Annotated in this window: 12 protein-coding genes, 1 tRNA gene and 1 pseudogene; 5 read left to right on the forward strand and 9 right to left on the reverse strand. The window is 67.8% G+C overall.

The window, feature by feature from the left end; all coding sequences use genetic code 11:
* Positions 1–33: 33 nt before the first annotated feature.
* The gene (locus tag ON29_RS23990; RefSeq protein ID WP_245549086.1) at positions 34–1,437 is read right to left on the reverse strand and encodes a three-helix bundle dimerization domain-containing protein; all 1,404 of its coding nucleotides are present in this window, start codon (positions 1,435–1,437) and stop codon (positions 34–36) included.
* A 463-nt stretch (positions 1,438–1,900) separates the two neighbouring features.
* On the opposite strand from ON29_RS23990, the gene ON29_RS23995 reads away from it, so the two are divergent.
* Positions 1,901–2,704 carry an SDR family oxidoreductase gene (locus ON29_RS23995; protein ID WP_040869647.1) on the forward strand — a complete coding sequence of 268 codons (804 nt, stop codon included), beginning with the start codon at positions 1,901–1,903 and terminating at the stop codon, positions 2,702–2,704.
* An 834-nt stretch (positions 2,705–3,538) separates the two neighbouring features.
* Positions 3,539–4,318 carry a hypothetical protein gene (locus tag ON29_RS24005; protein ID WP_157172880.1) on the forward strand — a complete coding sequence of 260 codons (780 nt, stop codon included), beginning with the start codon at positions 3,539–3,541 and terminating at the stop codon, positions 4,316–4,318.
* Between the two features lie 429 nt (positions 4,319–4,747).
* Here ON29_RS24005 and ON29_RS24010 read toward each other — a convergent pair whose 3' ends face one another.
* A complete protein-coding gene (locus ON29_RS24010) occupies positions 4,748–4,927 on the reverse strand; it encodes a hypothetical protein (RefSeq protein ID WP_157172881.1) in 180 nt (59 codons plus the stop codon).
* Positions 4,928–5,317: 390 nt separating this feature from the next.
* On the opposite strand from ON29_RS24010, the gene ON29_RS24015 reads away from it, so the two are divergent.
* Together ON29_RS24015 and ON29_RS38000 are read left to right on the forward strand one after the other, a co-directional pair.
* On the forward strand, positions 5,318–6,499 hold the full coding sequence (locus tag ON29_RS24015) for a helix-turn-helix domain-containing protein (RefSeq protein WP_040869652.1): 1,182 nt from the start codon (positions 5,318–5,320) through the stop codon (positions 6,497–6,499).
* Positions 6,500–6,574: 75 nt separating this feature from the next.
* A pseudogene (locus ON29_RS38000) lies at positions 6,575–6,831 on the forward strand (site-specific integrase); the annotation flags it as partial.
* A gap of 1 nt (position 6,832) precedes the next feature.
* Here ON29_RS38000 and ON29_RS24025 read toward each other — a convergent pair.
* The 3 genes from ON29_RS24025 to ON29_RS24035 all read right to left on the reverse strand — a co-directional run bounded on the left by ON29_RS24025 (position 6,833) and on the right by ON29_RS24035 (position 9,596).
* Positions 6,833–6,906, reverse strand: a tRNA-Leu gene (locus tag ON29_RS24025).
* A gap of 217 nt (positions 6,907–7,123) precedes the next feature.
* Complete coding sequence (locus ON29_RS24030; protein WP_040869653.1) at positions 7,124–8,041, reverse strand: ribonuclease Z; 918 nt, start codon at positions 8,039–8,041, stop codon at positions 7,124–7,126.
* A 46-nt stretch (positions 8,042–8,087) separates the two neighbouring features.
* Entirely contained in the window at positions 8,088–9,596 is a 1,509-nt protein-coding gene (locus tag ON29_RS24035) for an amino acid permease (protein WP_040869655.1), read from the reverse strand.
* A 410-nt stretch (positions 9,597–10,006) separates the two neighbouring features.
* On the opposite strand from ON29_RS24035, the gene ON29_RS24040 reads away from it, so the two are divergent.
* Positions 10,007–10,525, forward strand: coding sequence for an SRPBCC family protein (locus ON29_RS24040; protein ID WP_063825367.1), 519 nt, complete (start codon positions 10,007–10,009; stop codon positions 10,523–10,525).
* Between the two features lie 18 nt (positions 10,526–10,543).
* Here the strand turns inward: ON29_RS24040 and ON29_RS24045 are convergent, their stop codons facing one another.
* From ON29_RS24045 to eno, 4 genes are all read right to left on the reverse strand, one after another.
* Entirely contained in the window at positions 10,544–11,491 is a 948-nt protein-coding gene (locus ON29_RS24045) for a Ppx/GppA phosphatase family protein (protein WP_040869657.1), read from the reverse strand.
* Positions 11,491–12,024: a DUF501 domain-containing protein gene (locus ON29_RS24050; RefSeq protein ID WP_040869658.1), complete on the reverse strand. Its 534-nt coding sequence runs from the start codon at positions 12,022–12,024 to the stop codon at positions 11,491–11,493. The genes ON29_RS24045 and ON29_RS24050 overlap by 1 nt, the downstream gene beginning before the upstream one ends.
* Entirely contained in the window at positions 12,021–12,635 is a 615-nt protein-coding gene (locus ON29_RS24055) for an FtsB family cell division protein (protein WP_040869659.1), read from the reverse strand. Before ON29_RS24055 ends, ON29_RS24050 begins: the two co-directional genes overlap by 4 nt.
* A 91-nt stretch (positions 12,636–12,726) precedes the next feature.
* Positions 12,727–14,013 (reverse strand): phosphopyruvate hydratase, encoded by a 1,287-nt coding sequence (eno, locus tag ON29_RS24060; RefSeq protein WP_040869660.1) that lies wholly within the window; start codon positions 14,011–14,013, stop codon positions 12,727–12,729.
* Between the last annotated feature and the right edge of the window lie 11 nt (positions 14,014–14,024).

Below are 14,024 nucleotides of genomic sequence, written 5' to 3' on the forward strand. Positions count from 1 at the left end.
GCATCATCTACACCGAAACCGCCGCCCCCGGCTTCAGTTGTAGGTCTTGGTGACTCCCTCGAGCAGGTGCTCGAGCGTGTCGTAGGTCGGGGTGGCGACGACGTCCAGCAGATCCGCGGCCACCGGAGCGTTGCGTTCGGCGGCGACCTTCGCGAACTGGGCGCCGTCGTTGGTCCGGAAGCCGTGCTCGGCGGCCAGCCGCTGCAACTCCGGGTCGGTGGACAACAGGCGACCGAGCCGGTCACCCGTCTCGCCGAACGGCACCAGCGTGTGCCGGGACAGCACCGTCGGGGAGGGGTACACCAGCGTCATCCCGGGTTTGATCTGGCCGCGCACCAGCGCCTCGACGTACTGCGCCTCGTAGATCCACGCCATCGGCGTCGGGCCCATCCCCGTGGCGAGGTAGTTGTTGAACGGGCCCTCGGTGGTGTTCTCGGTGTAGCCCTGGCCCACGAACAGCCGCGACACCGCGGGCAGGACGGCCTGCTCGGCGGTTTGTCCCTGCACGATCGCGTTGTTGTTCGCGGCATAGCTCGCCGCGGCCAGATACATGGCGGCGGAATTCGAGCTACGCGGGTCGGTGGTGGAGATCAAGATGTTCTTGCGCACCGGGTAGGCGGTGTTGCCGGGCAGCTCGTCCCAGCGCGTGCCGTTGCGAACGAGTTCGAGGTAGCGGCGCAGGTCCAGCGTCGGCACCGGGCCTGGGCGCACCGCGCCCGCCCGGGTGAGCAGATCGGTGATCGGCGCGAACGTCGCGACGGCCATCGGCGAGGAGAACGGCGTGTACTTGGCGGTCACATTGCGCTGCCGCTGGATTCGCTCGGCCGCCTGCTCACTGGATGGGAAGGCGAAGTCGAATTTCGCGAGATCGATGGACGTGGCGATCTGGCGCGACCCGGCGGGCTCGACCTCAACGCGCACGCCGCCTCGCGCCAGCGCGTCGATCACCTTCTGGTCCTGGAAGAACGGCATCTTCTCCGACCCGACCACGCCGCGCACAACCGTGAGCGGCGCGCCGGGAGCCGGAGCGGCCGCGGGCGCTTCGGGACCGGGTTGCCGCACGGCGAGAACGACGGCGATCACCGTCAGGATGACGACGGCGCCCACCGCATAGGGTGCGAAACGCTTCTTCGACGACCCCAAGTCACGCAGCCGCGACAGTGGCCCCGAAGGGCTCGCGGAGGGCTCGGGCGTCTTGTCCATCGGGACCGTGGCGGGTTGGACCTCCGCTTCGGGGGACTTCTCCAACTCCCGTCGCACCACTCGCTCGATCAGGATCGGAACGAATTGCCGCACCGGATGGCCCGCGAACTTCCGCCGGGCCGCGCCCACGGTGCTCTCGATATGCTCGGGAGAATATGTCTCGGTGTAGTTTTCGACCAGCCGCTCCGTCATCTGACGGATCGCCTGTTCCTCGCGGACGGTATCGACAACCACCACAGTCTCCTCGGCGTCGGGGGGGTAACGCGGCAGCGTCTCCGGCCTGCACCGCGCCGGCCAACACTAGCCCCATCACGCGACCGCCGACATCCACGCAGACTTCCCTCCGGTGAACGATTTCGGCTGCGCCGGTGCGCATCTCACGACGACGCGCGGGTCCGTCTGCCCAGCTCACAGGCTCGCGATCGACCCGAGCGGAGCGCTCGCGGCGGCACCGTGCCACCGCGGGCGGCGCAGAACCCGCCATGGAGAATTCAATGGGCAATCCCCGACCCGCCACCACATGTTGTATTCCCGTTTCCCGCCGCCGCGCGGACGTGACGGCTCATCGACGCCATACTCGTGGCGCTCGGTTCCATACCCCACCGGACGCCCTAGTCAGCGGCAGAAAGTTACTTCCGGGTAGCGCGCACCGAGTAGTTGACGATATCGTCAGCATATTGCTGTCGAAAGGAGCCCTATGTCTCGCGTCGCTGTGGTCACCGGTGCGTCGTCCGGAATCGGGAAGGCCACGGCCGCCGCACTGGCCGGGCGGGGATATCGCGTGATCGGAACCAGCCGCAACCCCGCCACCATCGGCTCCGACGCCGTCGTGCCCGGCGTCGAGTACCGGGCGCTCGACCTCACCGACCCGGCGTCGATCGCTGCCTTCACCGCCGGTCTGGACCAGGTCGACGTACTGGTGAACAACGCGGGCGAAAGCCAGGCGGGCCCGCTCGCCGAACTACCCACCGACGCCGTCGAACGACTGTTCCAGCTGAATGTGCTCGGACCGGTCGCCCTGACCAAAGCGGTGCTGCCCGGCATGCGGGAACGCCGGTACGGCCGCGTCGTCATGGTCGGATCGATGCTCGCCAGCTTCCCAATGCCCTACCGCTCGTCCTACGTCGCCACAAAGGCGGCCCTGCGCGGCTTCGCGGTGGCCGCCCGCTTCGAGGAATCCCCCTTCGGCGTCTGGATCACCGCCGTAGAGCCCGGCCAGATCGACACCGGCCTGCGCGAGCGCCGCACCAAGTACCTCACCGAAAACTCCCCCCACACCGCCGATTTCACAACTTTCATGGCGAAACTGGACGACAAGCAGGGCAAGGGCATCACCCCGGAGAAGGTCGCCACCACGATCGTCAAAGCGATCGAAGCCGACCGCCCCCAACCCCTCTACGCCGTAGGCAGCAACGCCCCCGCCCTCTTCACCCTCCGCCGCCTCCTCCCCCGCACGGTCATGGAGCGCGTCATCGCCCGCGCCCACGGCCTTTCACGCTGATCGCGCCGCAGCTACGTCCCGTGATGATCCGACCGTCATCGGGAACGATAACGCTGGGTCGGACAGTTCGAACCGGCACCCGGGGCGGATTCTAAAAGATCGCGGATCGATGGAACCGGTCGGCGTTGCGGTGCGTCATATTTAGTGTCACCACAGTTCTCAGCGGGGCGGACATCGAAAGGGTGACGGCGCAACACAATTTATCGGGGTGGGAAGTCTATGAAGATTCGTAAGTCTGTTGTGACGGCATTTGCCATCGGCGCGTTTACAGCGTCGGGGGTGATCACCGGCCCGGCCACGGCGACTGCGGCGTCTGGGGCGTGTGCCGGGAACTTTCATGTGATCAGGGCCGTGAACGGGTACATCGAATGGGGGCTGACGTCCCAGTGCACCGGTGACGACTGGCACCCGCACAAGGTCACCGTACAGCTCGAGACGCAGGTCGGCGACTCGTGGGTACAGGTGCTACGCAGGAGCAGCCCCGCTTTCGATGAAGGGAAGCCGGTGGTTGTCCTGCAGTATCACAACGATCGGTGTCGGACGAACACCACCAACAGGTACCGGGCGAAAGGCTGGATCAGCGCCGGTAAGCACGCGACCTCCGGGACGTCGGAGGTGGCCTCGCTGCCCTGCGGGGATGTCGAGGGGCGAGGATAACCGCGGCCAGTTCGACGTGATCGGGTGATCGTCACCCGATCGCCGCCCATGCCGAGGGGACCGGTGCACAGCAGAAGCGGCCGGTGCGCGTCACTGTTACGTTGATCGAGGCCGATTGCCGGGCCGAACCGGCCGTTTCCGCGTCCACCACCGCGATCCAGAGGAGCACAGCCGACGATGTCACCGAGCGAGCGCACTACCGATCGTGTCCTGGCCGTGTGGGCACCCCCGGAATTCGTGTCCGACGGCAGCAACGGAATTCTGAGCTGGGTCGGACCGGCGCTGCGTACGCCGACCGGGTTGCGGTTGTCCCTCGCAGCGCAAGCGGTCGGCGGTGCCGCGCCGTCGTTGCGGACTTACCAGGTCGGGGTGTCGGCACTGGCCAACGGTGTGGCCACCGAGGTCGGCTGGGGCACTAGCTCGTCCGACACCCACGCCGGTACCACCTTCACGTTGCCGGATCTCGACGTGGATATGGCACCGGTCGACATCGAGTTGACCATCGACGACGTCACCACCGACGGCCCCTGGGTGAGGCGACTGTCTTGGCCGAATGACACCGTCTACTCCGCGCCGTTGTGCGATCCACGGGGACGATTGGCCATGCTGACGGATCCAGCCTTCGTCAGCGACGATGAAGGTCCGATCGAGGCCTGGATCGGACCGATCACGCTCGATCCCAACGGAATCGAGTTCCTCTACACCGCGACCGCGCTCGACGAACGCGCGCCTTCGATCTGGGACTACGAGGTCAATGCCGTCCTGCGCTCCAACTTCGGGACATCGGAGGTAGTGGCCGGTGAATCGACCTCGGCGACACGAACGATCAGGACCTTCCAGGCTCCGATTCCGGACGACATCGCGGACCCACCCTGGGATTTCGAGCTGATCCTTACCGACCACACGGCAGGGTTGACCTGGTCGGCGGAGTTCTCCTGGAGCGGGCCGACGCCCTAGCGCAGGCACCCAAGCTTCCGTGTAGAGGTCGGACGTAGTGGCGCGACCCGAGAAAACTCGGGTGCACCTTTGACGTTCGAAGAGCCGCCACGGTAGGCATCTAGTCGATGACGACCTGGATGTGGTCGCGGACTCGATGAACCGAGGAGCGCTCATCCCTGCTGCGGACGCATTGCGGACCGAGGACGCCGACACCGGCAAGCCTGACGACAAAAAGCGGATCTATCCGCGACCTCGCTGGTGCCCCGAGTCGGACTCGAACCGACACTTGGCGGATTTAAGAACCTCCGGGTCGCCTGACAAGTCGGCCCGCCACCTGCGGAAATGTCCGACGACACTCCCCAAAGTCACTCTCGGCTCGCGGGTTTGCCTCAAACTTGCCCGGGTCTGCGAGGGTTGGCACCGACCCCGTACGGGTCGGCAGAGCCCCTACCGGGGTGGGCCGGAGCTGGGGCCGTACTGCGCAGGTGGCGAGTCATCCTCTTCCTCGATGCGCTGGCGGATCGCGTCCACGGTACGGTCCTGGGGAATGCGCGGCGGCCAGAAGATCGCCAGCACCAGCACAACCAGCGGCAGGCCGATAGCGACTGCGTAGCCCAGAGTGATCACGACCAACTCCCTTTTTCCAGGTACGCGACGGCCATCGAGTACCGAGGGCAGCGATGTCCGGCGTGGATCGCCATGACGTGATGGGCGTGCGACCGCCCACGCAATGGGTCTGTCCACCTACACGCTGGCGGATAGATCTCCAGCCGCCGCAGCCCTGCAACCACGCGGCGCAATGTCGGTGAATCGGTAAGCCATTCCATCGCGTTCCCCTGTCGCCTGTTCCACCCTGATGAGTTGGCATGCACCCACCGCCGAGGGACTTCGACGTTGCACCGGGCGGTGGGGCCGAGGAGAAGCCTCGTAAACCTTCATCACCCGAAGGGATAGGTCCGGAATAGGGACGCATCCGAACAAGGGCGGCACCCTGGAATAGGGACGTACCCTGGAAACATGAGCCCTTCGCCCCACGCCGGTCAGTCCGTCGCGGCCGAGCGGAAAATCGCGGGCCTGAGCCAGCTACAGCTAGCCGACCGCGCCAACTACAGCCTGGCTATGGTCAAGGCGGTTGAGCAGGGCCGGGAGCCTGCCAGCCCGGCCTTCCTCGCTGCCGCCGCGCGGGTGCTCCGGGTGGAACCCGAACGGCTGACCGGCGCACCATACCGCGATCTCATCGAGAAGGACGGCCCGCTGGACGGGCTTGCCGAGTTGCGCGCGGTGCTTGCCGAAGGCCGATACGTGCGGGCTGTTGAACCGCTCCCGTTGGCCGAGCTTGCCGCCGAAATGGCTGCTGTGGACCTCGCGTATCGGAATGATAGGGGCCGCATTGCCCTTGCGCGGATTCCCGGCCTACTGCGGAACCTGTACGGAGCGCTGCACGAGGCTCGCGAAGATGAGCGCGGTGCAGTGTTCTCGCTGATGTGTGCTGCGTACGTCACGACAGAACGGCTGTGCAGGAGATTCGGGTTCATTCAGCTCGCGCCGACTGTGCTCGACCGTCTGGAATGGGCCGCCGAATCAGCGGACGATCCGCTGTATCAGGCGCAAGCCAAGGTCAAGCGGGCGCGAGTTCTCATGTACCACAACGCAAACGACACAGGCCTACGGCTGGTTGAAGACGCGCTCGACGGAATCGAAGGCAATGGAGAGGCTGCTAACGCTGTGCGCGGATACGCGCACTTGTGCGGGGCGATCGTGGCTGCCCGTGCTGTCCGTCCCGATACCGCCGCCGAGCACATCGAACACGCGCGACGTCTCGCCCAGACCATGCCTGGCGAATCCGACCTCTACGGCACCCTGTTCGGCCCAGCCAATGTCGGCATTCATTCCGTTGCCGTGGCGTTGGAAGTCGGTAACCCCGATAGGGCTGCGCGGGAAGGCTCAGTTCTCGCGCTCCCCGAGAAGATCGCACCGCCGCGCGCAGGGCACCACTGGCAGGACGTAAGCCGCGCGTGGCTGATGATCGGCAAACCGGATAAGGCGCTGGAAGCCCTGAACAACGCCCGCCGGATCGCACCACAGCAGACCCGCCTACACCCCGCCGTCCGGGAGACCGTCCACGGCATCGCAGCCGCACAGCGCAGGCAAACCAGCAGCCTTGCCGGGTTTGCCTCCTGGCTAGGTGTTCAAGTCTGACGGTGATGTCGGTTCGACCTCGAGCGTCGGCGGATTCGGGTGTCTCGTTCAGCAACGTACGTCGCTGGTGACGGGCACGGCCTTCGGCACACCGCGGCGTCGTTGGCGATCAGTGTCGGCGCGAACATCAAGATCGTGCAGAAGATGCTGGGTCACAAGACGGCGACGTTGACCTTGGACTTGTAGGGGCATCGCTTCGATGACGACCTGGACCCGGTCGCGGACCGATGAACCGGGGAGCTCTGGCCGCTGCTGCGGACTCACTGCGGACTGCGGGCGCGGACACGGTCGGACCGGAAGGCGGAGAAAACGATCTACTTGCGGCTTCGTAAGTGCCCCCAGTCGGACTCGAACCGACACTTGGCGGATTTTAAGTCCGCTGCCTCTGCCAATTGGGCTATAGGGGCGTCCGGGACAGCGTACCGAGTCGTACGGCTGTACCGGAATTCCGAGTGTTCCTCGGGGTGGCGGGGCGTCGGCCGTGGGCGGATGCCGGAGGGCGCGGTCGGGTGACCGGCGCCGGTGGCGGTTGTTTCGAGCCCGGGTCGGCAGGCGTCCCAGAGAACTAGATCGGTCTGGGCGGGCCGGTGTTAACGTCCGCCGGTCGGCTCGGCGTGTCGGGCGTCAGCGCCGGGGTGGCACCGGGATTCGGGCGAGGTCGGTGGCGATGTGGATCTCGCCGGTGAAGTACTTCGCCGCTTCGGCCAGGTGCTCGTCGAGGTCGCGGTAGCGCTGGGAGAAGTGGGTGAGGACCAGGGTGCGGACGCCCGCGTCGGCGGCGGCCCGCGCGGCTTGGCCCGCGGTGAGATGGCCGTATTCGACGGCGAGGTCTTCGTCGGCGTCCAGGAAGGTGGCTTCGATGACGAGCATGTCGGCGTCGGCGGCGAGTTCGCCGACCCCGGCACACAGCCGGGTGTCCATCACGAAGGCGAAGCTCTGACCGGCTCGGGGCTCGCTGATCTCCGCCAAAGTGATGGTGCGACCGTCGAACTCGACCTCGCCGCGCTGTTGCAGCTCGGAGATGATCGGTCCGCGCAACCCCAAGGCGCGCAACCGATCCGGCAGGATGCGCCTGCCGGGCGGCTCGCTGAGCCGATAGCCGAAGGTGTCCACCGGATGCGAGAGCCGTACCGCCGTCACCGTGAACGGCGCCCCCGGCAAGTCCACGGGGCCGGGACCCGCGACCGGGCGCGGCCGCAGTTCGGCGCGGTGATAGTAGGACGTCGCGTTGACCAAGCGGTCGTAGTACACGGCGCCCGACGCCGGGAAGCAGACGTCGACCGGATGCGGCACCCGATCGAGGTTGATCCGCTGCACCACTCCGGCCAGCCCGAGGCTGTGGTCGCCGTGGAAATGGGTGATGGCGATCCGGCTGATCCCGGTGACGGACACACCGGCGTAGGTCATCTGCCGCTGCGTACCCTCACCGGGGTCGAACAGGATCGCCTCGTCGTCCCACCGGAGCAGGTACCCGTTGTGGTTTCGCTGTTTCGTCGGCACCTGACTCGCGGTTCCGAGAACAACCAACTCACGCTGCGACACCGCGTCAGGCTATCCGCCGGCCTCCGGCACGCCGAACAGGGCCGCGCTACGGGGTGGCGGCGGCCTTCCGGACCAGGGAGTGGCGCCGGGAGTAGGCGAAGTAGACGACGAAGCCGATCAGCATCCACCCCAGGAACCGCAGCCAGGTCTCCACCGACAGGTTCAGCATCAGCCACAGGCACGACAGCACCGCCAGGATGGGGATCAGCGGCACCAGCGGCACCCGGAATCCGCGCGGCAGGTCCGGCCGCGTGCGTCGCAGGATGAGCACGCCGATCGATACCAGCACGAACGCGAACAGCGTCCCGATGTTGACCATCTCCTCCAGCGTGCCGAAATCCACGAACCCGGCCAGCAGCGCGCACGCCACGCCGACGATGACGGTGACCCGCACCGGCGTGCCGTTGGCGCCGGTGTGCGCGAGCCTGCGCGGCATCAGTCCGTCGCGCGCCATCGCGAACAGCACCCGGGTCTGTCCGAGGTACATCACCATGACCACCGTGGTGAGCCCGGCGAGGGCGCCGATGGAGATGATGTTCTTCGCCCAGGTCACCCCGTGGATGGCGAACGCCGTCGCCAGCGTCGCGTCACCGCCGGACAGCTCGGTGTAGGGCACCATGCCGGTGAGCACGAGCGACACCGCGACGTACAGGACGGTGACGATCATCAGCGAGCCGAAGATGCCGCGCGGCACCGCCTTCTGCGGGTTTCGGGTCTCCTCCGCGGTGGTGGCGACCACGTCGAACCCGATGAACGCGAAGAACACCAGGCTGGCCGCGGCGAGCAGGCCGTACCAGCCGAAGTTGCTGTCCCCGGCGCCGGTCAGATAGGAGAACAGCGACTGCCGCAGGCCCTCGCCCCGCTCACCGGGTTGCGACGGCGGAATGTAGGGCGAGAGGTTCGAGGACTTGAAATAGGTGAAGCCGACGACCAGCACCAGCGCGATCACACCGAGCTTGATGGCGACCGCCACCGCCGACACCCGCGAGGAGATCTTGGTGCCGGTGGCGAGCAGCACGCCGAGCACGGCGATCAGCAGCACCGCGCCCCAGTCGAAGGTCACCGGGCCGAGGTGCGCGATCGGGGAGATGTCCCCGAGCACCTCGCCGAGGTACTGCGACCAGCCCTTGGCCACCACCGCCGCGGCGAGGGCGAACTCCAGGATCAGGTCCCAGCCGATGATCCAGGCGACGAGCTCGCCGAAGGTGGCGTAGGAGTAGGTGTAGGCGCTGCCCGCCACCGGCACGGTGGACGCGAACTCGGCGTAGCACAGCGCGGTCAGCCCGCAGGCGATCGCGGCGAATACGAAGGCCAGCGAGACCGACGGTCCCGCGACATTGCCCGCGGTGCGTGCGGTGAGGGTGAAGATGCCCGCCCCGACCACGACGGCGACGCCGAAGACGGTGAGGTCCCAGGCGGTCAGGTCCTTGCGGAGTTTCGAGTCGGGTTCGTCGGTGTCGCGGATCGACTGTTCGATGGATTTGGTGCGGAACAAACCGCCCCACCGAGACGAGACATCACCCGCCGGATCGGCTTGTGGCCCGGGGTTAGTCACGCGTTCTCCTTAGATCGTGCTGCTGTGCTTGGTGTTCTGTACCCATACGGCGAGGTGATGCACGCCGGCCAGGAATTTGCTGATCCATGGTGCGATGGCGGCGACGATCAGCCTCCGCGCAAACCATGACCGTCCCGGCGGTACCGGGAATCGGCGAACTCGTGACCTGGGTCATAGAACCGAGCCAAACTACCCGACATCGACATTCCGAGACCAACCGAGCCGTGGTGTTGCCGCTTCAACCATTCTTAGAAGATCGCAGCTCGGACAGCGTTGTGGAGGATTCGTATGTTCTGTTCACGCCCGTCGGGCAACCGGGTCGCGGCAGGTGGTTTGCCCGCCGCACCACCGGGCACCCCGCAATCGACAGGCAAACCCGCAGCGGCCTACCCCCAGAAAGCGTTGAGCTGATGGTCCACGTGGAAATCACCGTGCCGACGACACCGGAACAGGTCTTCGACGTTCTCGCCGACGGATGGCTGTTCTGCGCCTGGGTGGTCGGCGCCACGCACATCCGCGACGTCGACGGCGAATGGCCCGGCGTCGGCTCCCAGCTGCACTACAGCGCGGGTGTGTGGCCGTTCACCGTGAACGACACCACGCAGGTCGTGTCGGTGGACCCGCCGCACATGCTCGAACTCGAGGCCAAACTCTCGCCGCTCGGCGCCGCGTGGATCCGTCTGGAACTCGTGGAGACCGCGCCCGGCGAGACCCAGATCCGGATGTACGAGCACGCCGAGCGAGGGCTGGGCAACCTGATGCCCAACGTGCTGCAAGAGCTGCTCTTGGTGCCCAGGAACAAGGAATCGCTGTCTCGGCTCGCCGATATCGCGGTCGGCAAAGCCCGTATCGCAGGCCGCACCGGAGCCCGGACGGGAGCGGAGACTCACGCCGAGGCACGCCTCGACGGCCACCAACCGCAGAACTGACGCCCGGACGAAGCTCCGTCAGGCGATCGACAGGGCGATGCCGTCGAGGATGTCGTGCTCGCTGACGACCAGTTCGGCGATGCCCGCGCGCCGGGACAGTTCCTCCGCGAGCACCTCGGTGATGACCGCGCCGCCGCCGATCACGTCGACCCGGCCCGGGTGCATCGGCCCCAGCGCGGCGCGCTGATCGTGGTCCATGGCGATCAGCCGGTCGCAGACCTGGCGGACCTGGTCCATGGTCAATCGGGTGAGATGCACCCGCTCCGAGTCGTATTCGGGAAGATCGAGCGCGATCGCGGCCAAAGTGGTCATCGTGCCCGCAACGCCGACCCAGGTGTGCGCGCCCTCCACGGGGACGTGGGTGAACGCTTCGGTCAACCGCTCGGTGGCGAAGGCGCGGGCCGCGGCGATCTCTTCGGCGGTGGGCGGGTTGCCCGCGAGGCAGCGCTCGGTGATCCGGACGCAGCCGATGTCGGCGGAGAACGCCGATCGCACCCCCGCGCTGTCCCCGAACACCAGCTCGGTCGATCCGCCGCCCAGATCCACCACGACGAAGGGACCCGAGGCGCTGGACAGTTCGCCGATCGCGCCCGCGAACGACAGGCGCGCCTCCTCGTCGCCGGTGATCACCTCCGCTTCCGCACCCGCGACCACGGTACCGAGTTCGGCCCTGGCCATGGCGAAGAAGTCCTCGCGGTTGGCGGCGTCCCTGGTGGCGGAGGTGGCCACCATCCGCACCCGGCCCACGCCCGCCTCGCGCATCAGCGCGGCGTAGTCGGCCAGGGCGGCGCGGGTGCGTTCGATCGCCTCGGGCGCCAGCGAACCGGTCGCGTCGACCCCTTGGCCGAGGCGGACGATGCGCATCTCGCGGTGCACGTCGGCCAGGCGCCCGTCACCGAGCACGTCGGCGATCAGCAGTCGGATGGAGTTCGTGCCGCAATCCACGGCGGCTACGCGGTCACTCATCACTGTGCTCCAGTCTCTCGCGGGCCGGTCGGGCGCGGCGCGGGCCAGTCGGCCGGAACGGCGGTGCCACGCAGGCCGTGCTCGGCGGCCAGCGCAACCGCCTCGTCGCCGAGCGGATTCACCCCCGGCCCCTTGGCCAGTGCGTGCGCGATCAGGACGTGCAGGCACTTGACCCGCTCGGGCATCCCGCCGCCGGTGAAATCCGTACCGAGCGATTCGATTTCGTCCCGTTCGGCCAGATAGCTCTCGTGTGCGGCGCGATAGGCGGCGGCCAGCTCCGCGTCGGCGGCCAGCCGCTCGGTCATCTCACGCATCACACCGGCGGATTCCTGCCTGCTCGCCTCCGCGGTGAGCCGGGGATCGGTCAGATAGTAGAGCGTCGGGAAAGGGGTGCCGTCGGGCAACCGGGGCGCGGTCTTCACCACGGCCGGGATCCCGTCCGGGGTGCGATAGGCGATGGCGAGCACGCCGCGCGGCGCACGGCCGAGCTGCTCGGCGATGATCGCGAGATCCTGGTCGTTCGGGGCGGTCACCTAGGTCCTTCCGGTGCATGCGGTGCGGTGGGCGGCGCCGGAGCGGCCGCGGGCGTCGGCTGCGGCTCGGCGATGCTGCGCCACAGCTCGGTGTACCAGGGATCGGGTTGCCTGGCTCTGGTGGGCGCCGGGGGCGGGGCGGGCGCCTCGATGCCGGGCACCTGCACGATGTACGGCGTCTCGCCGGGCAGCACCAGGCGAAGGCGGTCCCGCGCCTCGGTCCGGATGTAGGCCGGATCCTGTTGCTGCGCACGGCGATCCCGCAACCGGGCCAGATCCGCCTCGAGTTCCTCGCGCTGCTGCGCGAGCTGCGCGGCCTCCGCGCGCTGGGTGAAGTACGTGCGCATCGGCACGGCGAGGGTGAGCGCGAGGCCGCACACCACCATCGCGAGGATCACCGCCTTGCCGGTGGACAGGCCCAGGAACGTGTGGTCGTGCCTGCCGACGGCCGAACCCCGCGCGCTCTTGCGCGGTTTCGGCTTCTCCGCGCTCTCCGATCGCCTGCGGCCGCGCTTGGCCGCGGCATCGGCCGGGCGCGATCCGTCGGCTCGCGACGTGCGGCGGTCCCCACGTCCGGCCGGACTGGTCCCACGCGCACGTCGCTCCGTCATCTCACGCCTCGGTCTCTGCTTCGCGGCACTCCCGGGGCCCTGGGTGGTCACGCACCGCTACCTCCTCAGGGCCCGTCGCTCGTACCGCAGGTCAGCCTTCGAACGCGAAGCGAGGAAACGCGACGTCGCCGGCGTAACGAGCCGAATCGCCGAGCGCGTCCTCGATGCGCAGCAGCTGGTTGTACTTGGCGACCCGCTCGCTGCGAGCGGGGGCGCCGGTCTTGATCTGGCCGCTGCCCACCGCGACGGCGAGGTCGGCGATGGTGGTGTCCTCGGTCTCGCCGGACCGGTGCGACATCATCGTCTTGTAGCCGTTGCGGTGCGCCAGCTCCACCGCGTCCAGGGTCTCGGTGAGCGTGCCGATCTGGTTGACCTTCACCAGCAGCGCGTTGGCGGCGCCCTTGGCGATGCCCTCTTCCAGGCGCTCCGGGTTGGTGACGAACAGGTCGTCGCCGACGAGCTGGATCTTCTCGCCGATCTGGTCGGTCAGGGTCACCCAGCCGTCCCAGTCGTCCTCCGACAGCGGGTCCTCGATGGACACCAGCGGGTAGGCGCCGATCAGGTCGGCGTAGAACTGCGCCATCTCCTCGGCCGAGCGCACGACGCCCTCGAACTTGTAGCCGCTGCCGGTGCTGTAGAACTCGGTGGCCGCGACGTCCAGGGCGAGCGCCACGTCGCTGCCCAGCTTCAGGCCGGTCTTAGCGATGGCCTCGCTGATCAGGTCGAGCGCGGCCTTGGTGCCCGCGACGTCGGGTGCGAAACCGCCCTCGTCACCGAGGCCGGTGGACAGGCCCTTGGCCTTCAGCACCGACTTCAGCGCGTGGTAGACCTCCGCGCCCCAGCGCAGCGACTCCTTGAAGGTGGGCGCGCCGATCGGGGCGACCATGAATTCCTGCACGTCGACGCCGGTGTCGGCGTGCGCGCCGCCGTTGAGGATGTTCATCATCGGGACGGGCAGCACGTGCGCGTTCGGACCGCCGAGGTAGCGGAACAGCTCGAGCCCCGAGGACTCGGCGGCGGCGCGGGCCACGGCCAGCGAGACACCGAGCAGGGCGTTGGCGCCGAGCCGGGACTTGTCCTGGGTGCCGTCCAGATCCAGCAGCACCTGATCGACGGTGCGCTGCTCCACGGCGTCCAAGCCGATGACGGCCGGCGCGATCTCGTCGAGCACACCATCGACCGCCTTGCGCACACCCTTGCCGCCGTAGCGTTCGCCACCGTCGCGCAGTTCGACGGCCTCGTGCTCGCCGGTGGACGCGCCGGAGGGGACGGCCGCCCGGGTCAGGGTGCCGTCGTCGAGAGCGATCTCGACCTCGACGGTGGGGTTACCGCGGGAATCCAGGATCTCGCGAGCTCCGACCTGTTCGATGATGGCCACGAAAACGACAC

The sequence above is a fragment of the Nocardia exalbida NBRC 100660 genome (assembly GCF_000308575.1).
Lineage (GTDB): Bacteria > Actinomycetota > Actinomycetes > Mycobacteriales > Mycobacteriaceae > Nocardia > Nocardia exalbida.

What these genes read in the sequence shown, in the direction of transcription:
- ON29_RS23995 (WP_040869647.1), top strand. Translation starts at nt 1,901, where the DNA reads ATGTCTCGCGTCGCTGTGGTCACCGGTGCGTCGTCCGGAATCGGGAAG.
- ON29_RS24005 (WP_157172880.1), top strand. Translation starts at nt 3,539, where the DNA reads ATGTCACCGAGCGAGCGCACTACCGATCGTGTCCTGGCCGTGTGGGCA.
- ON29_RS24015 (WP_040869652.1), top strand. Translation starts at nt 5,318, where the DNA reads ATGAGCCCTTCGCCCCACGCCGGTCAGTCCGTCGCGGCCGAGCGGAAA.
- ON29_RS24040 (WP_063825367.1), top strand. Translation starts at nt 10,007, where the DNA reads ATGGTCCACGTGGAAATCACCGTGCCGACGACACCGGAACAGGTCTTC.
- ON29_RS24045 (WP_040869657.1), bottom strand. Translation starts at nt 11,491, where the DNA reads ATGAGTGACCGCGTAGCCGCCGTGGATTGCGGCACGAACTCCATCCGA.
- ON29_RS24055 (WP_040869659.1), bottom strand. Translation starts at nt 12,635, where the DNA reads ATGACGGAGCGACGTGCGCGTGGGACCAGTCCGGCCGGACGTGGGGAC.